The following is a 21140-nucleotide window of genomic DNA, read 5'->3' as shown; positions in this document are numbered from 1 at the left end:
ATTTAAAACAAAGGACCACGATGAGCGAGGTGAACAAAAAAGTTCAAAACAGACTAGAGGATATTATTATAGAAGAAGATTTTGAGCAAATGCTTGAAGAATCTTTTAAGTCTGATGAGGAGGCAACTACACAGGGTATAATTGTCGCGATTAAAGGCGATGAAGTATTTGTAAATGTAGGGCAAAAATCAGAAGGTATTTTAGCAATAGAAGAAATTCAAAACGACAAAGGCGAATTTATCTTCAAAGAAGGCGATACATTAGAAGTTGCTATAGTGGGTTCTCGCGGTGGCAGATCTTTACTTTCTCATAAAAAAGCTTTAAGAAAGCAAAAAGTTAAAGAATTTATTGATAATTATAAAGATGATGAAAGTATTTTTGATGTAAAAATCATTGGTAAAAATAGAGGTGGCTTTGTAGCTGTGGATGAAAATGGAGTAGAGTTTTTCTTACCAAAATCACAAAGTAGCTTTAAAGATTCAAACAATATCATCAATAAAACCTTTAAAGTTAAAATCATCAAAATAGACAAAGAAGCTCAAAGTATAGTAGTTTCTAGAAAAAAAATAGTAGATGAAGAAAGAAAAAAACGCAAAGAGATTATCTCAAATGTGTTAAATCAAGAAGAAATTATAGAAGGTACTGTTAAAAAAATCACTACTTACGGTATGTTTGTTGATGTAGGTGGTGTTGATGGTTTGGTTCATTATAGTGAAATTTCTTACAAAGGGCCAGTAAATCCTAGTTCATTATATAGTGAAGGCGATAAGGTTCCTGTAAAAGTGATTAAATATGATAAAGATAAAAAACATCTTTCTTTATCTATCAAACTTGCTATGCCTGATCCTTGGGATGAAATTAAAGATGGTTTAGAGGTTGGTGACACCATTAAGGTTACAGTTTCAAATATAGAGCCATATGGTGCTTTTGTTGATTTAGGAAATGATATAGAAGGATTTTTACATATAAGTGAAATTTCTTGGGATAAAAATGCTAAGAATCCAAAAGATTATATTAGCGAAGGTCAAGAGCTTGATGTGGAAGTAATTGAGATTAATGCTAAAGAAAGAAGACTTAGGGTTTCTTTAAAAAATTTATTAGCAAAACCTTTTGATGAGTTTTTAAAATCACATAAAGTAGGTGATGTAGTAAAAGGTAGTGTTACTTCTGTGACTAATTTTGGTGCCTTTGTAAAAATTGCAAATTTAGAAGGTTTATTGCACAATGAAGACGCTTCATGGAATAGAAACGATAAATGCAAAGATATGTATAAAGTTGGTGATGTTATGGAAGTTAAAATCATCAAGCTAGACAAAGAAAATCAAAAGATTTCTTTAAGTACTAAAGAATTGCAAAAAAGCCCTGTGCAAGTTTATGCGCAAAAACACCAAGTAAATGATATTATCTCAGGAAAAATTAGAGATATTAAGGATTTTGGAGTTTTTGTGGAGCTTGAAGAAGGTGTTGATGCGCTAATTCACAAAGAAGATTTAGGTAATATTGATTTTTCAAGTTTAAAAGTAGGCGATACAATAGAAGCTTTAATTGTTTTCATTGATGAAAAGAAAAATAGAATTCGTTTAAGCGTGAAAAGTCTTGCAAAAATGAAAGAAAGAGAAGCGTTAAATGAAATCAATGATAATGATAAAGTAACTTTAGGTGATATTATCAAAGATCAACTTTCATAATAAAAAATGAAAAAATATACCCTTTATGGTATTTTAGGCTTTTTAAGCTTAGCTTTATTTGTTGCTTTTGTTTTTATGGTGAGATATTTAGATGTTGGAAATCTATCTATCTCACAAAATGTTAAATATTCTTTTGATGAGATAAAAAAAGAATTGCCGCAAACTTGGCAAGATAAACTTTCAAATCTTAAAATCAATGACTTCTCTCCAGCGGCAAATGAATTTTATATGAGTTTTAATATGGATGATTCTATAGTAAAGCCAAAGCAAAAATTCTATATGCTTGATGTGAATAAAAATGATGTTTATTCTATGTTTTGTTTAAAGCAAACTTTGCATTCTTTTTTTATTAAATATACTTTAACACAGAGTAAAGATGAAGTTGCGATTTATTTAGATACAGATAATGAAAAAGTTTTAAATGCACTGATCGACAAATTAAAAATTTACAACATAAATGCAAAATTAAAGGAGGTTTGGTTATGAAAAAAATTATTGTATGTGATGCAATATTAGACAAAGGTGTAGAGCTTTTAAGAAAAGCTGATGATGTAGAGCTTATCGAAGCGGCACATTTACCTAAAGATGAGCTTTTGACAAAATTAAACGATGTGGATGTGGCTATTACTAGAAGTTCAACGGATGTGGATTTGAAATTTATCAATGCATGTTCTAATTTAAAAGCTTTAGTTAGAGCAGGTGTTGGGGTTGATAATGTTGATATAGATGAATGCTCTAAAAAAGGCATTATAGTAATGAATGTGCCAACGGCTAATACCATAGCAGCGGTTGAACTTACTATGAATCATTTATTATGCTCTGCAAGATCTTTTGTAAATGCTCATAATTTTTTAAAAATACAAAGAAGATGGGAAAGAGAAAAGTGGTATGGTGTTGAGCTTATGAACAAAACTTTAGGGGTTATAGGTTTTGGTAACATAGGTTCAAGAGTAGCTGTACGTGCAAAAGCTTTTGGTATGAAAGTTATAGCTTATGATCCTTATGTGGTAGCTTCTAAAATGACTGATTTGGGTATAGAGTGTGTGAATTCTTTAGATACAATCTTAACTCAAAGTGATTTTATTACCATACATACACCAAAAACAAAAGAAACAACAGATATGATTTCTTTTGAAGAAATTTCTAAAATGAAAGATGGCGTAAGATTGATCAATTGTGCCAGAGGCGGTCTTTATAATGAAGATGCTTTGTGCGAGGGGTTAAAAAGTGGTAAAATAGCTTGGCTTGGCATAGATGTATTTAATAAAGAACCTGCAACTAATCATCCATTTTTAGACTTTGAAAATGTTTCTGTTACTTCTCATCTTGGTGCAAATACCTTAGAAAGTCAAGAAAATATCGCTATTCAAGCATGCGAGCAAGCTTTAAATGCTGTAAGAGGAATTTCTTATCCTAATGCTTTAAATTTACCAATTAAAACTGAAGATTTGCCAAGTTTTGTAGCACCTTATATTGAGCTTATTTCTAAAATGGGCTTTTTGGCTGCTCAGCTTGATAAAACTCCTATTAAGGCTATTAAACTTGAAAGTGAAGGACAAATTAGTGAGTATAATGAGTCTTTGCTAACTTTTGCAACAGTGAGTGTTTTAAGAGGAATTTTAGGTGAAAATATTAATTATATTAATGCGCATTTTGTAGCTAAAGATAAGGGTGTGGAACTTTCTTCTTGTATTTTACCAAGTAGTGGTTATAGTAATAAAATCACCATAAAGGTAATTACAGATAATTCTAATCTTTCTATTTCAGGAACTATTTTTGGTGAAAATGAACAAAGGATAGTAGAGTTAAATGGTTTTGATGTAGATTTTAAACCTAAAGGGAAAATGATAATTTTAAACAATAATGACATACCAGGAGTTATTGCTAATGTTAGCGGAATTTTAGCTAAAAATAATGTCAATATAGCTGATTTTAGACTTGGTAGAAATGGCTTTGGAAAAGCTTTGGCTGTGATTTTGCTTGATACAAAAATTTCAAAAGCTTTGCTTGAGGAATTAAGAGCTATTGATGCTTGTATTTTTGCAGAATATGCAGAAATTTAAGGCTTTTTATAAGCCTTAATTGTTACAATTATTTTTTAATTTTAAAATTAAGGAAAATATATGGCTTCTTATGGAATGGGAGATTTAAAAAAAGGTTTAAAAATAGAAATTGATGGTATTCCTTTTAAAATCGTAGAATATCAACATGTAAAACCAGGAAAAGGTCCTGCTTTTGTGCGTATTAAAATTAAATCTTTTATTGATGGTAAGGTTTTGGAAAAAACTTTCCATGCAGGGGATAAATGTGAATCTCCAAATTTAGAAGAAAAACAAATGCAATATCTATACGATGATGGTGAAAATTGTCAATTTATGGATACTCAAACTTATGAGCAAGTTGCAATTAGTGATGAAGATGTGGGTGAAGCTAAAAAATGGATGCTTGATGGAACCATGGTAGATGTTTTATTTCACAATGGAAAAGCAATTGGCGTGGAAGTACCTCAAGTAATGGAGCTTAAAATTATTGAAACAGCGCCGAATTTTAAAGGTGATACTCAAGGTTCAAACAAAAAACCAGCTACTTTAGAAACAGGTGCAGTAGTGCAAATTCCTTTCCATGTGCTAGAAGGGGAAGTAATCCGTGTTGATACTGTGCGTGGAGAGTATATAGAAAGAGCAAATAAATAAGCTAAGTTGTCTTAGCTTATTTATTATTTAGCCTTTTATTGAGTTGCCACCAATTTATTTTATAATATAACTCATGAAATTCTTTATGGTATTTATCTAAAATAATTTCTTGACTTGTGTTTTTGATTGAAGTGTTTTTTTCAAAAAAATATCCTTTATTTGTAATATATACACCTTTATCATCAATCCACAATGCATCATTTATCCCAAATTCTAGTTTTTCGTTTTTAGCTAGACCTAATATATTTCTTCCGCCCATGCTAATATATTCTACGTTACTAAGACTTATATTATATAAGGTCGGAAATACATCTTTATGTGATCCTACTCTATTTTTATCATAATGAATATTATATTGTAGTATTTTTGGGATGTATAAATAAAAAGGAACACTATAAGAAAAAGCTTTTGCATTATTTAGATTATTTTTCAAATCTCTTGTTCTATGATCTCCTGTTGCGGCTACAATAATCTTGTCTTTTAGCTCACTATGTTTTATTTTGCTTAAGAATTTTCCAAATTCATTGTTTGCATAAGTATATGCTTTTAATATAGCTAGTTGTTTTTTATGATTATATGGAAGAAGATTTAATAGTTTATTTGGTATTTGATCATGATTAATCTTTATATTATAATCTAAATATGGAGGATGATTTGATATTGTTAGGGCAATGATTAATGTTTTATATGGATTATCTTGCAATATTTCATAAGCTTTTTTATATAAAAATTCATCGGCTACTCCATAACCATTTTGCGTTGTTTTAGCTTGAGGATAAGAATTAACTATACTATTTTCATCTATAATTTCATCTACTCCTTGTATTTTTAAATACTCTTTTATATTTTGCCAAGATCCATTTCCAGCACTTATAAAAATAACCCTATAACCTGCTTTTTTATAAATTTCAATAGGAGTAAGAGGTAGTTTTATTGTTTGAAATTTACTAGTTGAAATATTTGAAAATGGACTGATAAATAATAAATTTGCCAAACTAGGTATAGTTCCATTGCTTGATGATAAAAATCTCTTAAATAAAAAATCTTGCTCAAAATGTTGCTTTAGTTCACCTAAAAAATTTATTTTTTCAGAACTATACTCATTAATTTCTAAACCAAAACTTTCCATTATATTTAAAAAAATACTTGGTTTTGTAGTATCTGCTATAGGGTTATTTTGACTTATATCCATATAAGGAAACAATTTACTTTGAATTTCTTTTGCAGTGCTATCATCAATTGAGGGTATTTTTTGTTCTTCTTTGTATTGTTTATGAGCCCAAGCAAAAGTCATTATAGGATTTAGCATAGTATCATTTACAACTTTAAATTCGCTAAAGGAATAGTTTTGTACATTAATAGCAACATGTTTAAATGGTCCCCTAAGAGCTAAAATGTATATAAAAATTAAAATGATATTTAAAAATAATAAGGTATGAATTTTATAGTTGTTTTTGGTAGTTTTATAATATAAAATTTTTAAATTTAAAAATACACAGCATAAAGAAATAAATAAAGCTAAAAATGAAATTTTTAAAATAGGGTAATCATTATAGATGATATCTAAAATAGTGCTAATATTGTCATTTTTTATACTAAATAAAAAAATATTAAATTTGTCATTATAAAGTTCGTAGTAGTAATATTTTGCAAAAGAAAAAATTATACTTATAATAGCTATAAATGCTATATAAATACTTGAAACAATGCTATATAGTCTATATACCCCCCCCCGTAAATATCACTAGTTTTTTGTGGTTAAGATGAGAAATTATTAAAGAAAGAAATCCACAAAACAAAAGCGGTAAAAAAGCAACACTTAAAAATCTTATATCATGATAAATTCCATAAAAATACATTTTTAATATATCATAGAAATTATTTTGTATGATTTTTTGTGAAATAAAATCATTTTGCATGAAAAGCCTATTAATAGTAAATATGCTTATAAATAAAAAACAAAAGATAATAATTTGAATGAGCGTTTTTTTCATTTTTTCTCCTATAAAAATTTTAGTTTTCCAATTTCATCTCTAAGCATTGCTGCTTTCTCAAACTCAAGGTTTTTAGCTGCCTCTAGCATTTGTTTTCTTAATTCTTTTACTATTTTAGCACGTTCTTTTGCAGGCATTTTTTCAAGTTCTTTGCCTTTGCGATAAATTTCTCCTTGTTCAAGTTCATGTTTTAAACTTTCTTCTATGTTTCTTTTTACTGAGGTTGGTGTGATGTTGTGTTTTTTGTTATAAGCTTCTTGTAAAGCTCTTCTCTCATTGGTGGTATCGATAGCTTCTTGCATAGATTTTGTGATTTTTTTAGCAAAAAGTAATACTTTTCCATTGACATTTCTAGCTGCGCGTCCCATTGTTTGAATGAGTGCAGTGGTACTTCTTAAAAAACCTTCTTTATCTGCATCCATAATCGCTATAAGGGAAACTTCAGGTAAATCAAGTCCTTCTCTTAAAAGGTTAATCCCGATTAAAATATCAAAAGCACCGCTTCTTAGGTCACGGATGATTTCATTACGTTCTATTGCATCAATTTCTGAGTGCATGTATTTTACTTTTAAGCCAAGCTCTAAGTAGTATTTACTAAGTTCCTCAGCCATTTTTTTAGTTAAAACGGTTATTAAAACTCTTTCATTACGTTCTATAACTTTTTTAGCTTCATCGTATAAAATTTCAACTTGATTTTCACTATCTTTGATTTCTATTTTAGGATCTAAAAGCCCTGTTGGACGTATAATTTGATAAAAAATATTTTCTTTGCTTAATTCTAGTTCTAAAGGCGCAGGTGTAGCTGAAACAAATAAAAATTTACAATTTTTATTAATAAATTCATCAAACATCAAAGGTCTATTATCTAAAGCACTTGGCAAGCGAAAACCATAATCAACCAAAGTTTGCTTTCTACTTCTATCCCCTGCAAACATCCCACGAAATTGTGGTAAAGATACATGAGATTCATCTACAATGACTAAAAAGTCTTGGTTTTTAATAGCAAAATAATCAAAAAGCGTATAAGGTGTATCACCGCTTTTAAGTCCTGTTAAATGCAAGGCATAATTTTCAACTCCTTTGCACATGCCAGTGCTTTGAAGCATCTCAAGATCAAATTCCACTCTTTGTTTTAGTCTTTGTGCTTCTACGAGTTTATTTTCATTTTCAAAATAAGCAAGACGTTCATTTAATTCAGTTTTTATACCTTTTATAGCCTCTTTAAGTCTAGCTTCACCTACGCTAAATTGACTAGTTGGATAAAGTATAAATTTTTTTAAATCTTTACCTTTTTTATTTTCTAAGACATTATAATGATACATCGCCTCAAGTTCATCGCCAAAAAATTCAAGTCTAATAGCCTCATCCTCATAATAAGCTGGATATATATCTACTATATCTCCATTGACTCTAAAATCAGCTCTATCAAAGAAATTATCATTGCGTTTATAGCCCATATCTACAAGTTTTTTCAAAAGTTCTTTTTGTGAAATTTGCATATTTAGTTCTAAAATCAAAACCATACCTACATACTCACTAGGATTTCCTAAGCCATAATTTGCTGAAACGCTAGCTATGCAAATAACATCATCATAACTTAAAAGTGAAGCGCTTGCACTTAGTCTTAATCTTTCTAAGTCTTCATTGGTAGAACTATCTTTTTCTATAAAAACATCCGTTCTTGGTATATAGGCTTCTGGTTGATAATAATCATAATAACTTATAAAATATTCCACGTGATTGTTTTTAAAAAAGCCTTTAAATTCACTATAAAGTTGTGCGCATAAGCTTTTATTATGGCTCATGATAAGAGTAGGTATATTCAAGTTTTTAATGATATTTGCCATAGTGAAAGTTTTTCCACTGCCTGTAACACCTAGTAAGGTTTGATATTTATTACCTGCTTTGATACTTTTTACTATACTATCAATGGCTTGTTTTTGATCAGGACTTGGCTCAAAATCACTAGTAAGTTCAAACATAAATTTTCCTAACTTGTATTTTGCTAATTTTACACAAAATTTTTTGTAAAAAATTTAAATTTTAAAACAAAAAGCTATGTAAAATTAAATTTTTTTTTGTTACAATTATGTGTTTAAAATACTCTAAAATATAAAATCAATAAAGGCAAGAAAATATGTATGATGAAAAAATAATCAACACAATGACAGATAAAGTAAATGAGCTTTTGGCTAAATATAATGAAGTGTGTGAAATAAATGAAAATTTAAGAAATGAATTAGTAAGTGTAAAAGCACAAAATGAAGCTAAAAATAATCAAATCGCGCGTTTAGAAGAAGAGCTTAAAAATAAAAATATTGAAAGCGAAGATGTGATCAAAAAAATAGAGGCAGTTCTTGGCAAACAATAACCAAAGAAAAGTTACAATTAATGTCTATGCAAAAGATTTTGTTGTAACATGCAGTAATGAATTTGCAAATCATCTTGAAGATGAAATTGCTTTAATTTCTGGAGGCACGGGCAAGATAGAACTTGCAAATTTCATTAATGCTTTTGTAAAACTTAGCTACGAAAACTATATCTTAAAAAAAGAACTCAATAAACTTATCAATACTATCGATGAAGAAATAAAATAAATGCAAATAAAAAAAGCTTTTACTTTGATAGAGCTTGTTTTTTGTATGATGATTATTGCTATTCTTAGTGTAATTGCTTATCCGTATTTTTCTTTTGGAAAAAATGATGCTAAACTCATTCAAGTAAAAAGTGAGGTGGAGCTCATCAATGCTTCTTTGTCTTTACTCAAAAATCAGTTTTTATTTAAAGAAAGTAAGGATTTTCCAACAATTTTAGATGAAGCTTTGATAAATAGCGAAAATCAAAAATTATTTGTATGTTCTAATTCTCAAAATCATAAAAATACAAAACAATGCACTTATAGTGTTTTAGAAAAACCAATCATTTCATCTAAAAAATCGTGGATGAAAACAGCAAATACTCAATATAGATTTTTCATAAATACTAAAAATTACATAGATTTTTCTTATAATAGTGAAAAGGTTTTTTTGGAATGTGTGAGTTTAAACTGTAAGGATTATGGGTTTTGAATTTTTATCAACTTGCTATTAAAGGATATTATTTAGATACCTTAACTTATGAGAGTGAGGAAGAATTTGAAATTTTAGATGAGGTGGTAGTTGATCTTGCAAGGAAAAAAAATCTTAAAGCTATAATTTTACAAAAATGCTCAAAGCCTGATTTTAAAACCCAAGCTATAAAAGAAAAAACAGGTTTTAAGCTAACGCAATACCAATACGAACTTGCTCAATTTATTGCTTATTATTATGCTAGTAAAATAGCTTTTGTTTTGGGTATGTTTGAAAGCATTAAAGAGTATAAAAATGAAAAAATTCATATAGAAAAAGCACCTAGTTTAAGTAAAAACCAACAAGAAGCTTTGGAATTTATAAAAACTAAACAAACTAGTTTGCTATTTGGTGATACGGGAAGTGGTAAAACTGAAATTTATATTAGCCTGATAAAAGAATATCTAGAGCAAGGAAAGCAAGTTTTGCTTTTAATGCCAGAAATCGCTCTAACTCCGCAAATGCAAAAAAGATTAAAAGTGTATTTTGGTGAGCATTTTTTCTTGTGGCATTCTAAAATTACTAAGAAAAAAAAGCAAGAATATTTGCAAGATTTAGCAAATTCAAAAGCTCTTTTGGTAGTAGGAGCTAGATCGGCTTTGTTTTTACCTTTTAAGAATTTGGGTTTGATTATTATTGATGAAGAGCATGATAATTCTTACAAAGCTTCTAATAATCCAAAAATCAATGCAAGAGATTTGGCTTTATTTATAGCAAAAAAAATGTATATAAAAGTTCTTTTAGGTTCGGCTACTCCAAGTGTTGTAAGTTTTTATAAACATCCTTGTTTTAGACTTAAAGGAACCTTTTTTGAAAGTAAAAAGCAGTTTTTATACGATGAGAGTGAGCTTAGTGTTTCGTCAAAATTGCTTTTAGAATTAAAAATTAGCTTAAGAAATAAAAAGCAAGCTGTGGTATTTTTACCTACAAGGGCAAATTTTAGACAAATTTTATGCAAAGAATGCGCTAATACCATTAAATGCCCTTTTTGTTCTATTGCTTTGAGTTTACATAAAAATAAAAATGCATTAAAATGCCATTATTGTAATTTTACTAAAGAAATCGATCAAACCTGCCCAACTTGCAATGGAGTTATGCTTGAAGCTAAAAAAATGGGTACAGCAGAGCTTTGTGAGCTTTTAGAAAAAGAATTAGCTGAGTTTAATCCTATCATAAAAAGATTTGATAGTGATGAGATTAGCAGTGTAAAAAAGCTTGATATGATTTTAAAAGATTTTAATCAAGAAAAAATTGATATTTTAGTAGGTACTTCTATGCTTGCTAAAGGACATGATTATCATAATGTGGATTTGAGTGTGATTTTGGGGCTTGATGAGTATTTATTTAGACCTAATTTTAAAGCTTTAGAAGAGACTTTGGCTCTTGCTATGCAAGTAGCAGGTCGTGCAGGTCGCAAGGGTGAGGGTAGGGTGCTTTTACAAACTAAGAATAGATCTTTTTTTGAAAAATATATACAAGATTATGATAGTTTTTTAAAAGATGAATTAAATACTAGAAATGAGCTTTACCCTCCATTTAAAAGACTTTTAAGGCTAATTATTGAAGATGAGGATAAAAACAAAGCTTTAAATTTATGTGAATTTATAGCTAATAAAGTTCAAGAATTAAAACAAGTGCAATTAGTAGGCCATGGTGCTTGTGGTATTGAAATGCTAAATAAAAAATGGCGTTTTTATGTATTATTGCGTGCCAATACCCATCAAGAACTTGTACAATTTGAGCATTTTGCTTTAAATTTTAAAAATATTACTTGCGATATAGATCCGGTTGATTTTAGTTAAAAATTAGTAGAATTTTTACATTATTATTGTAAGTATATGTAAAAATCAACTAAAATAATAATCAAGTATTCAAATCACTCATAAAATCTATCTCGCACCAATTTCCATTGATTTTTATAGCTTTTGCATTTTTGTATTTATTAATTAAAATTTGTAAAAAACTTGTCATATACATATTTTCAAAATCTTTTTCATCATAAAGTAAAGTTCTATCAAGTCCATCATAGGTTTTTAAAACTTCTTTTAAAAAATGATGAGAAAATTTAAATAAGCCTATATATTGCCCTTGAATTTCATCATAACTTTTTGCTTTTTTGCCAAGCTCTACTATAAAATCATCATGTAATTTTAAAGTTTCAGCATCATCAAGTGGATTTTCAAACCTTTTTACCCATAGTTCTTTCCAAGCTTTATCCACAACAACAGCAAAATCATCTTTTGACTGTTTGAGTTTTTCTATACTATCTTTAAAATAAACTATATCAGCGTAAGAAATAATCAAATCTTGCTTATCCTCAATACAACTTTGCAAAAATTCTCTAGCGCAAAATAAAGTCTGAACCATATTAGTTTTATCATAGTTTTCATTTTTATAAAACAACTCCAAATTATGATTTTTACCCACATAATCCTTTAAAACATCAAATAAATATCCACCAACTACACATATCTCGTGAATATTATTTTCTTTTAAAGCTTGAATTTCATAATCTATGATTTTTTTATTTTTATATTCAACCATACATTTTGGATTGTTCTTTGTTAAAGGCATTAACCTTGAACCAAATCCTGCCGCTAAAATTATAGCTCTCATTTTATATCCTTTAACCACGCATTAAAAATACTTTTTTCGCTCATACCATTTTCTCTTTCAATATGCCACATTAGACCATAAATACTAAATTTTTTATGCTTAAAAGCTTCTATTGTTTCATCTTTTGCATTTGCTAACACCTCAAGCTCATTACCTAATGTTTTAATAGCAAAATTATGATATGAATTAACATTAATTGCTTGATCATTTAAACACACTTCATGATTTCCAATATGATCTTTACAAGGACAAATAGTAGAATTAAAATAGGAAGCGATCATTTGTGCTCCTTTACAAATCCCAAGCAAAGGAATATTATTTTGCACACAATACTTTATAATATTTTTTTCATATTCATCTCTTTTTTGATTAATGAAAGAAGATTTACAAGAGTTTAAATCATTACCTCCACTTAAAATCACAGCACTAATACTAGAGATATAATTTTTAAAATCAATTTCATAACTCAATGGAAGAGGTAAAAACTCACTTAATTCTTTTTTAAAAAAATTTCCCCAATCAAGCGCCAAACACTCTCTTAATTCATAATAATCTTGATTTTCTAAAATTCTTTGGCTAATGGCTATAAATTTCATAGACAAAATATCTGCTCGCTTTGACAATCAATTTTAATCTTCTTTGCTTGAAGATATTTTTTAAAATTCTCTTCACCTACACCAATAACAGCAGGCATAGCAAGCTCAGAAGCTCTAATAGCCATATGCGAATTTGCACCACCATAGCAAGTGATAAAACCTGCAATATCTTTAGTAAACAGATAATCATAGCCAGGATCAGCTGCATAGATTAACACTATCTTGCCTTTTAAATCTTGTTCATTTTCTAAAGCAATATTAGCACTAATACTTTTTTGAGTGATAAAATTTGGATGAATATAGTTAGCAAAAAACCCAAATATTTGATGCGCATCAGTTAGTAAGGCCGGAAGTTTTATAGCTAAACTTAATTCATATTCTTGTTTGTTTTCATTAATTTCACTCAAAAATTTATCTTTTGGACTTTTTGAATATACACTAGAGTATAAATTTAAAATACTCTTAATATCTAAATGAGCCATATCTTCTTTGGATATTCCATAATAATTTCCAAGATCTTCTATCAGTGATATAGCTTTAGATAAGAGCTTACTAAATTCAAATTTAACAAATTCGCGTCCTTCTATAGCTATTTTTAAAAAGCTAAAAAATTCTTTTGCATTAACTTCAATCCCATGTTCTTTTAAAATTTGATCAAGTTTTTGCAACTTATCATCACTAATTTTAAATTCCTTTTCTTTTTGAATTTTACTTTTTTGTTTTAAATCAAAATATCCATCAAAATCCTCATCATATCTTGGAGATAAAATATTATAAGTTCCTGCTCTTAAATGGCCAAATTGTTTTAGAAAATCTTGTTTATTATTTTCATTTAAAGTTGTTAATTCATTACTCAAGGTCTTACTAACGGTGTGAAGAGAATTTAAAAATTCATTTTTTTCTTCTTTGCTAAAAAATCCAATTTCCACCAAAGAATTAAGCATAGTCATGGCTACAAACGCAGCCCTTGCAACACCGGCAAATGGTAATGTTCCATATCTTTTACACTCTTCTAAAAGCCAGTAAATTTTATCTAATGGTGAAAAATCTGAATGCATAATGTTCTCATAATACACAATCATTTGTTTTGATTTTTCTATATCTTTTGAACATAAGCCATTTTTAATATTAACAATAGAATTAGTAAGATTTAGCAAAGAAAATTCAATACGTTTGATTTCATTTTTATTAAAACCACGATCTAATAAGCGTTCTAATTTATCAGCCATATGAAAATCATAACAAGAAAATACTATATCAAATTCCACTTTATCATGCAACTCATGATTTTCATATAATTTATCTAAATAATAATTAACTAACTTTTTAGCAATATTCTCATCAAGCGTTTTTGGTATAAAAGAATTAAAAGAAAGTCTCACATCTACATAAGGAATACCTAAAAAAGAATGGATTAAAGGGTGTGATCTTAGATCTCTATAACCATAATTATTTCTTTGATAAGCCCAAATATTATCTGTAATGATTTCTTTATAAAGACTAAAAGCTAATCTTTTTGGTCTAAGTCCTATAATTTCTGCTGGATTCCAATCAGGCATTACACCAAAAATAGCTTTATTTCCAAGCACTCTAGATCTTGGTTCTTGTAAAGATAAAAATCTTTTATAAAGTCTATGTAAAGCTTCTTTAGGCAGGTTATCAAAAAGATTGATTTTTTCTTGCATTATTAAAGGTCTAACTTGTAAGCAAAAAAGTTCATCTTGCTCATTAAAAGCAAATTCTACATCTAAAAAATTACAATCATATAAACTTTCAAGTTCTTTTAATAATAAAATAACTTTTTGCATATATGGATCTTTTATATCTTCATTTTCACGGTAGTGAAAATATGTTTTGGCATTTTTAGCACTTCCATCTGTAATAGAACTATTAGAGCCGTTTTCATCGTATTCTATGCAAAAATATGGAGCAAAATTATCCTTATCTACACTAAAAGCAACACCACATTTTTGAATATCTAAAAGCATAGGTTGAATTAAAATTTCATCATTCTCACTAGGCATAGAATGACCTACTTTTTCTAAAGCGTTAAAAAGTTGGCTTTTATCACTAGCATCTACATTAGCCAAACTTAAAAAAGCTCCAGCATTGGAGCTTTTTAAACTATCTTCACTATTAGAAGAACTACGGATGATTAGTTTTTTCGCATTTAGGTTGGTAATTTTTTTAAGTACTTCTTCTTTATCTTGAATGATTTCTTTTAAAGAAGTGATAACTACATCTAAAACTTTTGCATTTTTAAGTATATTTTTTAAATTCTGCAAATTTCTTGCTTTTGTTTGAAAAACTAATCTATCCATAATATCACTCTTTTATATTTTTTTTGCACTCCAAGCTCTTGTTGTATATTTGATATCAAATTTGCTTGGTAATTCTTGCTTTAACTTATCAGTGATTTTCTCAAATAACTCATTGCCTTCTTTAGTCTCAAGATCCCAATAAGGATTTTTTACACTTCTCCAAGCATTGATATAATTATCTACACTTTGATGAAAGTAAAAATCCTCTTCCAAATAAATAATATTATCAAAAAGCTCTTTATGCGCTTCTATAATAGGGCGTTGATCTTCTCTTCTTGTGCCTCTTGTATAATTTGGAACAAAACTAACGATAATATCTTCTGCTATTTTTTGAATAGGATCATTTAAATCTCTATGATTCCACATACAAGTAAAATAACATCCTTTTTTGAGCAATCTATGACTTTCTTTTAATGCCATTGATCTATCCATCACATTAAAGCTACTTCCAAAGCTCACCCAATCAAACTCTCCATCTTTTAAAGTAGAGTCAATACCGGTAGCTCTTACCCATTCTATATCTTGACCTTGAGTTCTTTCTATACCAATTTCACGCATTGCATCATTTGGCTCAACCGCTACCACTTTACAAGCTCTCTCTAAAAGCATAATACTCAAATTTCCTGTACCTGCTCCAATATCTGCAACTTTTATTTTAGAACTTTGACTAGTTCTTTTGGCAAGCTCTACTAGCATATCTATACTAAGTGGTGCATAATTTGGTCTGTATGAGTAAAATTTTGCATGCTTAGTATAATCCCAAACTTGTTCTACTATTTTTTTCATTTTTTTCCTTTAACTTTAATAGCAAAGCTAAAAAAGCTAAAGGACTTTACTATGCCTTATGCGCCGTCCATGCACGGATTTTATAAGGAATTTCAATCATATCCATAGAAGAAATTTTATTTTCTATCATTTTTAAAATTTCTTCCCATCTAGCTTTTCCAGCTTGTGCTTGAATATCATTTACAGAATGCCAAGCCCCAAGATAACGCTCTTTGCTCCAAAGCTCTTTATAATCACACTCCATAAAAAAGCAATCCTTGAAATCTCCAGTACTTACTAAGATTTCTTCCCAGTTTTTAACATTTTGCACCCCACTACTTACACGAGTAAGCTCTGGTACAATATGTTTAATTTCCTCTTCAATTTCATAAAATACAGAGTCTTTAATTATATGGCGTGGATTCCATATGGCAGTGAAATACCCCCCCCCTGCAAGTACTCTTGCGAACTCAGGTAAAGACTTTTTAGGATCTGTCCAGTGAAAAGAACTAGCCATGATTACCCAATCAGCATAATTACTGGGCATAGTAGTTTCTTCTCCACTACCTTTATGCCAAGTAATATTTTGTGAATTTTGAGTAAATTTAATACCTTCTTCACGCATATTATCATTTGGTTCGACTGCATCTATACAAAGGTTAAACTCATCAGCAAGCATTTTAGTAAGCTTTCCTGTGCCAGCTCCTACTTCTACAACTTTTAATGTATTTTTATTTTGATCATTTACGCATTTTATGAGCTTTTCTATAAGCATACTTGAATATGCTGGTCTATTGTGATAATGTTTTGCAACTTCACTAAAGTCACCTTGTTTCATGAAACTCCTTTGAAAATTATTTTTTATTTTTCGCAAATTTCTTTAAATTTTTGATAATATCTCCATTTTTGCAAATATTCTGGATGATATTTTTTTACATACGTCAAATCTTCATCAATTAGTTTTTTTAATTTATTTCTTAACTCTTTTTTATCTTTTAAATAGTCAAGAATTTGCTCTTCTGTAATGAGGTTGTTTTTTATTTTTTGTTCATGTGTTTCTAATGCATTCATATAGCCATTAAGAAATTTTTTACTAGCTAAAAATAATTCTCGGTCTTTTTTTAAAATTTCATATTCATTGCTTTTAATTAAAAATATAATATTGTTAAATAATAATTTTCTCCCGGTAAAAATTTCGTTAGTAATATCAATGTAATTTTTAGTATCAGGAGATAAATAATGAGTAGTTATAACTATTTTCAAACTTTCTTTAGATTTAAAAGAGTTAACATTAGAAAGAGGATTTAGATCGTTTTTGTTAGCATAAAAAACAACCGAGAGTACTAATAAATCTCCAGCCATTCTGTTGATTTTTTGTTTAAATGGCTCTGGATTAATCGGTTGCTTTAGATTGTATTTTTTTGCTAATTTTTTAAAAGTTTCAAATCCATTAGTGGTATTTATTTGTGAAAATTCAATGCAATTAATATCTTTTAAAAAAGGTTGTAATATTTGGATTTTCCTGTTAGTGTTAAAAAAATTACCATTGTGAGCTTGAATAATTTTTTTTAATCCTGAAATGTCAGGCTTTGTTGTTTGAGAATGATGATATATTATTTTTGGGAATAATTTTTTATAGTCACTTTTTAGATTTATCCGTTTCATATCGGGAGTTATATTATAATGATTCATAGAAAGATGGTTTAAGTTACTTCTTAAAATTTCTATAGGGTCTCTTACCATAAAAAACATATTAATATTTTTATTTATAAAATAACAAAAATCTTCCCGCGTGTGTTTTATGACACAAATATCTTTTTTTTCTTTAAAAAATTCGAAAAAATTTTTAAAATCCTCAGCAGAGGATCTTGTCCATTCTATATGATTGTATGAAATATCACAAATATCAAAAAAAAAGGTGGTAACATCTGTTCCAGAACTAGCTTTTTGTAACCAAATAATATCATAGTTGTCTTTTATAGGTATATTTAAGTACCATGCCAATTCAGCATCGATTTCATCGTAATTTATATGTTTTAAAGGAAATAAGCAAGGAAAAGGTTTATCATTTTTATATTCTTGAAATTCTTTAGAATTTAACCAAGTTATTATTTTGTTATAATATTTTTTGATGATATATTCGTGCTTAGAGATAATGTTGTGTATTTCTTTTTGAAAATCAAGAGAATGCTGTTTGAAAGTGTCAAAATCAATATTATTTTTAGCACTTTGAATAAAAAATTCGATTATCTTTTTACTAAGAATATCTTGATCTTTTTTAACGGTCATAGCATTCCTTTAAATTTATTATTAAAATGCGATAAAATAAGTTGTATTTTTTCTTCTGTGTTATTAAAACTACTATTATCTAAAACAAGATCTGCATTATTTGGAATATCAAAGTTGATATCTATTCCAACTACATTATCTATCTCTTTATTTAATGCTTTTGTGTAAAGCTGTTTTTGATCTCTTTTTATTAATTCTTTTAAATCGCATTTAACATATATCTCTAAATAATTTTTTATATGTTTTCTATTAAATAGATAAATTTCATTCCACATTGAAATAGCACTTACTATAACTATCATAGATTGGGAACTTAAAAATTGTGCTAATTTAGATCTTTTTAAAGAAACATCAATTCGACCATTTTTGGTATAGTCTTTATGATCAAAAAGCTCGCGCACCTCATCTCCATCAAGATATATAATATTATCATGTGTTTTTTTGAGTTCTGAATATATTTTCTTACAAAGAAAACTTTTTCCACTTCCTGCAAGGCCTGTAAGCCATATTACACAGCCTTTTGCTTGATCTGAGATATTTTGGTTTTCCAAGTTCATTTGAAACCTTGAATTTTTTTATAATTTTGTATAATATCATAAAAATATAAAACAATACTTTTTTATTGGTGATTTATGGAAAAAAGATACAAAACAAGACAAATAAAAGTAGGTGATGTTTTAATAGGTGGTGATGCTCCTATTTCGGTGCAATCTATGCTTTTTACTAAAACAAGAGATATTGAGGGTTGTTTAGAGCAGCTTAATAAGCTTTATTTTGCCGGTGCGAATATAGTGCGTTTAGCTTGTTTGGATATGGCAGATGCAAGAGCTTTAAAAGAAATCAAAGCAAAAAGCCCCTTACCTTTAATAGTGGATATACATTTTAATCATAAGCTAGCAGTTTTTTGTGCTGAATTTATTGATGGGGTGAGAATTAACCCAGGAAATATAGGCTCAAAAGAAAATATCAAAGAAGTGGTGCAAGCTTGTAAGCAAAGAAAAATTCCTATTAGAATAGGGGTAAATCATGGCTCTATAGAAAAACAATTTAGTGATAAATATGGTTATAATATAGAGGCCATGCTTGAGAGTGCTTTATATAATATAAAATTACTAGAAGATTTGGACTTTTTTGATATTAAAATTTCTATGAAAACTTCAGATGTACAAAATACCATAAAAGCTTATGAGGCTTTAAGACCACTTTGTGATTATCCGTTTCATTTAGGGGTTACTGAAGCAGGAACTAAATTTCATAGCACGGTTAAAAGCTCGATTGCTTTAGGAAATTTACTTTTAAAAGGTATAGGTGATACAATGAGAGTTTCTATGACAGGGGAGCTTGAAGAAGAGATTAAGGTAGCAAGGGCTATTTTGCAAGATAGTGGAGTGCAAAAAAGTGGAGTAAATATCATCTCATGTCCAACTTGTGGAAGAATTCAAAGTGATTTGATTAAAGCGATTAAGATAGTAGAAGAAAAAACTAAACATATAAAAGAACCATTAAATATAAGTGTTATGGGTTGTGTTGTAAATGCCTTGGGTGAGGCTAAGGGTGCTGATGTGGCGATTGCTTTTGGAAAAAATCAAGGTTTAGTTATAAGACATGGCGAAGTGGTAGCAAAATTAAAAGAAGATGAGCTTGTGGATAGATTTTTACTTGAGGTAGAAGATGAGGTGAAACTTAGAGAAAAAGATTAATTTTTTTCCAAGTAAGTTTTTTGCATATTTTGTAATTTTTTAGAAATTTTTATTTTATAAATACTTGGATTTTGAAGTTTTTTTAGTTTAAAATCCAAACTATCAACACTTTTTTTATGGTAATCTTGAATATTTTTCAAGTTAGGAAGCTTATAGATTAATTTTCCATTTTTAAAAATAAGCTTATGTAAATTTTTATATGTGTAGCCTTGATAATTTTTGATATTTTCATCATGTGTATATAAAATATCAAAACTTGCTTTATTGTTTTTATAGTATCTTATAAGTTTTTTAAAATGTGGTAGGGTTGTTTTGCTTGAACTTGCGCTGATTTTTATTTTAGGGATGATTTGATTGTTTTTTTCTAATGCAACAAGTTTATAAACAGCTCCAAAAATAGGCGAACTTGCTGAAGTAATAAGTTTTTCTCCAATACCAAAAGCATCGATTGGAGCTTTATTTTTTAGTAATTTTTCTATGATGAACTCATCTAAGGCGTTACTAGCTATGATTTTGCATTTTGTTAAGCTAGCAAGATCTAGTTTTTTTCTAATATATTTAGAGATTTTAAGCAAATCTCCTGAGTCAATACGGATAGAATAATTAAACATGGAATCTTGTGCATTTAACTCATTAAAAACTAAAATAGCATTTTCAATACCTTTTTTATAATCATAAGTATCAATCAAAAGGCTTATATTATCTTTATAAATTTGACAATATGCTCTAAAAGCACTTAGCTCATCATCAAACATTTGTATCCAAGCATGGGACATAGTTCCGTTTATAGGAATGTCGAATTTTTTTCCAGCTAAAGTACAAGCACTTGTATGAAAACCACCTATAAAAGCAGCTCTAGCACCATTTAAAGCTGCACTTTCTCCATGGGCTCTACGAGAGCCAAATTCTAAAAGCAATTTTTCTTTTGCAATTTGAGTGATTCTATTAGCTTTAGTAGCAATCAGACATTGATGATTTAAGGTTAAAAGTATGAAAGTTTCTAATAATAAAGCCTCTATTATGGGTGCTTTGATAATCATTAAGGGTGTATTAGCAAAAACACATTCACCTTCTTTAACACTTAGTATATCTCCACCAAATTTTAAAGTTGAAAGATAGTTTAAAAAATCATCATCAAATTTGTGAGTATTTTTTAAAAACTCTATATCACTTTGAGAGAAAGAAAAATGATTAATATGATTTATGATTTGTTCTAATCCACAAAAAACAGCATAAGAAGCATTATCAGGAGCTTTTCTAAAAAAAACTTCAAAATAAACAATTTGCTTATGCATGTTTTTTTTAAAATATGCATAAGCCATACTTAATTCGTAAAAATCACATAATAATGAAGAATTCATATAAGGATTT

Annotated in this window: 18 protein-coding genes and 1 pseudogene; 9 read left to right on the top strand and 10 right to left on the bottom strand. The window is 28.4% G+C overall.

The genetic code is table 11. The features are described from left to right. Window positions 1-20: 20 nt before the first annotated feature. The 4 genes from CAMP5060_RS05980 to efp are packed head-to-tail and all read left to right on the top strand — an operon-like array spanning window position 21 to window position 4381. The gene (locus tag CAMP5060_RS05980) at window positions 21-1688 is read left to right on the top strand and encodes a 30S ribosomal protein S1 (RefSeq protein ID WP_087699984.1); all 1668 of its coding nucleotides are present in this window, start codon (window positions 21-23) and stop codon (window positions 1686-1688) included. 6 nt (window positions 1689-1694) lie between these two features. After that, a complete protein-coding gene (locus tag CAMP5060_RS05975; RefSeq protein ID WP_087699986.1) occupies window positions 1695-2174 on the top strand; it encodes a hypothetical protein in 480 nt (159 codons plus the stop codon). Then, the gene (gene serA, locus CAMP5060_RS05970; RefSeq protein WP_087699988.1) at window positions 2171-3751 is read left to right on the top strand and encodes a phosphoglycerate dehydrogenase; all 1581 of its coding nucleotides are present in this window, start codon (window positions 2171-2173) and stop codon (window positions 3749-3751) included. Before CAMP5060_RS05975 ends, serA begins: the two co-directional genes overlap by 4 nt. Window positions 3752-3811: 60 nt before the next feature. Continuing rightward, window positions 3812-4381, top strand: coding sequence for an elongation factor P (efp, locus tag CAMP5060_RS05965; protein ID WP_039618934.1), 570 nt, complete (start codon window positions 3812-3814; stop codon window positions 4379-4381). A gap of 16 nt (window positions 4382-4397) precedes the next feature. Here efp and CAMP5060_RS05960 read toward each other — a convergent pair. Both CAMP5060_RS05960 and uvrB read right to left on the bottom strand, forming a co-directional pair. After that, a pseudogene (locus CAMP5060_RS05960) lies at window positions 4398-6375 on the bottom strand (LTA synthase family protein). 8 nt (window positions 6376-6383) lie between these two features. Beyond that, window positions 6384-8357, bottom strand: coding sequence for an excinuclease ABC subunit UvrB (uvrB, locus tag CAMP5060_RS05955; protein ID WP_337218066.1), 1974 nt, complete (start codon window positions 8355-8357; stop codon window positions 6384-6386). Window positions 8358-8512: 155 nt separating this feature from the next. Between uvrB and CAMP5060_RS05950 the strand changes: the two genes are divergently transcribed. From CAMP5060_RS05950 to CAMP5060_RS05935, 4 genes are read left to right on the top strand one after another with little or no spacing between them, the layout of a single operon-like run. Further along, on the top strand, window positions 8513-8746 hold the full coding sequence (locus CAMP5060_RS05950) for a hypothetical protein (RefSeq protein WP_337218065.1): 234 nt from the start codon (window positions 8513-8515) through the stop codon (window positions 8744-8746). Further along, the gene (locus tag CAMP5060_RS05945; RefSeq protein ID WP_012661889.1) at window positions 8733-8972 is read left to right on the top strand and encodes a hypothetical protein; all 240 of its coding nucleotides are present in this window, start codon (window positions 8733-8735) and stop codon (window positions 8970-8972) included. The genes CAMP5060_RS05950 and CAMP5060_RS05945 overlap by 14 nt, the downstream gene beginning before the upstream one ends. Then, complete coding sequence (locus tag CAMP5060_RS05940; RefSeq protein WP_214100300.1) at window positions 8973-9443, top strand: type II secretion system protein; 471 nt, start codon at window positions 8973-8975, stop codon at window positions 9441-9443. Further along, complete coding sequence (locus CAMP5060_RS05935; RefSeq protein ID WP_337218064.1) at window positions 9440-11284, top strand: primosomal protein N'; 1845 nt, start codon at window positions 9440-9442, stop codon at window positions 11282-11284. Before CAMP5060_RS05940 ends, CAMP5060_RS05935 begins: the two co-directional genes overlap by 4 nt. Window positions 11285-11345: 61 nt before the next feature. Here the strand turns inward: CAMP5060_RS05935 and CAMP5060_RS05930 are convergent, their stop codons facing one another. Genes CAMP5060_RS05930 through CAMP5060_RS05900 form a run of 7 tightly spaced genes read right to left on the bottom strand, consistent with a single transcriptional unit; the run spans window position 11346 to window position 18626 of the window. Continuing rightward, a complete protein-coding gene (locus tag CAMP5060_RS05930; protein WP_337218063.1) occupies window positions 11346-12098 on the bottom strand; it encodes a phosphocholine cytidylyltransferase family protein in 753 nt (250 codons plus the stop codon). Continuing rightward, entirely contained in the window at window positions 12095-12694 is a 600-nt protein-coding gene (locus CAMP5060_RS05925) for a gamma-glutamyl-CDP-amidate hydrolase (protein WP_337218070.1), read from the bottom strand. The genes CAMP5060_RS05930 and CAMP5060_RS05925 overlap by 4 nt, the downstream gene beginning before the upstream one ends. Continuing rightward, complete coding sequence (locus CAMP5060_RS05920) at window positions 12691-15015, bottom strand: PEP-utilizing enzyme (protein WP_214136270.1); 2325 nt, start codon at window positions 15013-15015, stop codon at window positions 12691-12693. The genes CAMP5060_RS05925 and CAMP5060_RS05920 overlap by 4 nt, the downstream gene beginning before the upstream one ends. Before the next feature lie 12 nt (window positions 15016-15027). After that, window positions 15028-15801, bottom strand: a complete 774-nt coding sequence (locus CAMP5060_RS05915) for a class I SAM-dependent methyltransferase (RefSeq protein ID WP_214100225.1) — start codon at window positions 15799-15801, stop codon at window positions 15028-15030. 49 nt (window positions 15802-15850) lie between these two features. Further along, window positions 15851-16618, bottom strand: coding sequence for a class I SAM-dependent methyltransferase (locus tag CAMP5060_RS05910; RefSeq protein ID WP_337218062.1), 768 nt, complete (start codon window positions 16616-16618; stop codon window positions 15851-15853). A gap of 23 nt (window positions 16619-16641) precedes the next feature. After that, entirely contained in the window at window positions 16642-18069 is a 1428-nt protein-coding gene (locus CAMP5060_RS05905; RefSeq protein ID WP_337218061.1) for a DUF2972 domain-containing protein, read from the bottom strand. After that, entirely contained in the window at window positions 18066-18626 is a 561-nt protein-coding gene (locus CAMP5060_RS05900) for an adenylyl-sulfate kinase (protein ID WP_337218060.1), read from the bottom strand. The genes CAMP5060_RS05905 and CAMP5060_RS05900 overlap by 4 nt, the downstream gene beginning before the upstream one ends. Before the next feature lie 75 nt (window positions 18627-18701). Between CAMP5060_RS05900 and ispG the strand changes: the two genes are divergently transcribed. Further along, window positions 18702-19769: a flavodoxin-dependent (E)-4-hydroxy-3-methylbut-2-enyl-diphosphate synthase gene (gene ispG / locus CAMP5060_RS05895; RefSeq protein ID WP_337218059.1), complete on the top strand. Its 1068-nt coding sequence runs from the start codon at window positions 18702-18704 to the stop codon at window positions 19767-19769. Here the strand turns inward: ispG and CAMP5060_RS05890 are convergent. Continuing rightward, on the bottom strand, window positions 19766-21130 hold the full coding sequence (locus tag CAMP5060_RS05890) for a nicotinate phosphoribosyltransferase (RefSeq protein WP_337218058.1): 1365 nt from the start codon (window positions 21128-21130) through the stop codon (window positions 19766-19768). The genes ispG and CAMP5060_RS05890 overlap by 4 nt on opposite strands. Window positions 21131-21140: the final 10 nt, after the last annotated feature.

The sequence above is a fragment of the Campylobacter sp. 1569 genome (assembly GCF_024723675.1).
GTDB classification, from domain to species: Bacteria; Campylobacterota; Campylobacteria; order Campylobacterales; family Campylobacteraceae; genus Campylobacter_D; species Campylobacter_D jejuni_C.
The sequence above is the reverse complement of the archived record's forward strand: the minus strand, read 5'-3'. Positions and strand labels throughout refer to the sequence as shown.

What these genes read in the sequence shown, in the direction of transcription:
- CAMP5060_RS05980 (WP_087699984.1), top strand. Translation starts at nt 21, where the DNA reads ATGAGCGAGGTGAACAAAAAAGTTCAAAACAGACTAGAGGATATTATT.
- CAMP5060_RS05975 (WP_087699986.1), top strand. Translation starts at nt 1,695, where the DNA reads ATGAAAAAATATACCCTTTATGGTATTTTAGGCTTTTTAAGCTTAGCT.
- serA (WP_087699988.1), top strand. Translation starts at nt 2,171, where the DNA reads ATGAAAAAAATTATTGTATGTGATGCAATATTAGACAAAGGTGTAGAG.
- efp (WP_039618934.1), top strand. Translation starts at nt 3,812, where the DNA reads ATGGCTTCTTATGGAATGGGAGATTTAAAAAAAGGTTTAAAAATAGAA.
- uvrB (WP_337218066.1), bottom strand. Translation starts at nt 8,357, where the DNA reads ATGTTTGAACTTACTAGTGATTTTGAGCCAAGTCCTGATCAAAAACAA.
- CAMP5060_RS05950 (WP_337218065.1), top strand. Translation starts at nt 8,513, where the DNA reads ATGTATGATGAAAAAATAATCAACACAATGACAGATAAAGTAAATGAG.
- CAMP5060_RS05940 (WP_214100300.1), top strand. Translation starts at nt 8,973, where the DNA reads ATGCAAATAAAAAAAGCTTTTACTTTGATAGAGCTTGTTTTTTGTATG.
- CAMP5060_RS05930 (WP_337218063.1), bottom strand. Translation starts at nt 12,098, where the DNA reads ATGAGAGCTATAATTTTAGCGGCAGGATTTGGTTCAAGGTTAATGCCT.
- CAMP5060_RS05925 (WP_337218070.1), bottom strand. Translation starts at nt 12,694, where the DNA reads ATGAAATTTATAGCCATTAGCCAAAGAATTTTAGAAAATCAAGATTAT.
- CAMP5060_RS05920 (WP_214136270.1), bottom strand. Translation starts at nt 15,015, where the DNA reads ATGGATAGATTAGTTTTTCAAACAAAAGCAAGAAATTTGCAGAATTTA.
- CAMP5060_RS05915 (WP_214100225.1), bottom strand. Translation starts at nt 15,801, where the DNA reads ATGAAAAAAATAGTAGAACAAGTTTGGGATTATACTAAGCATGCAAAA.
- CAMP5060_RS05910 (WP_337218062.1), bottom strand. Translation starts at nt 16,618, where the DNA reads ATGAAACAAGGTGACTTTAGTGAAGTTGCAAAACATTATCACAATAGA.
- CAMP5060_RS05905 (WP_337218061.1), bottom strand. Translation starts at nt 18,069, where the DNA reads ATGACCGTTAAAAAAGATCAAGATATTCTTAGTAAAAAGATAATCGAA.
- CAMP5060_RS05900 (WP_337218060.1), bottom strand. Translation starts at nt 18,626, where the DNA reads ATGAACTTGGAAAACCAAAATATCTCAGATCAAGCAAAAGGCTGTGTA.
- ispG (WP_337218059.1), top strand. Translation starts at nt 18,702, where the DNA reads ATGGAAAAAAGATACAAAACAAGACAAATAAAAGTAGGTGATGTTTTA.
- CAMP5060_RS05890 (WP_337218058.1), bottom strand. Translation starts at nt 21,130, where the DNA reads ATGAATTCTTCATTATTATGTGATTTTTACGAATTAAGTATGGCTTAT.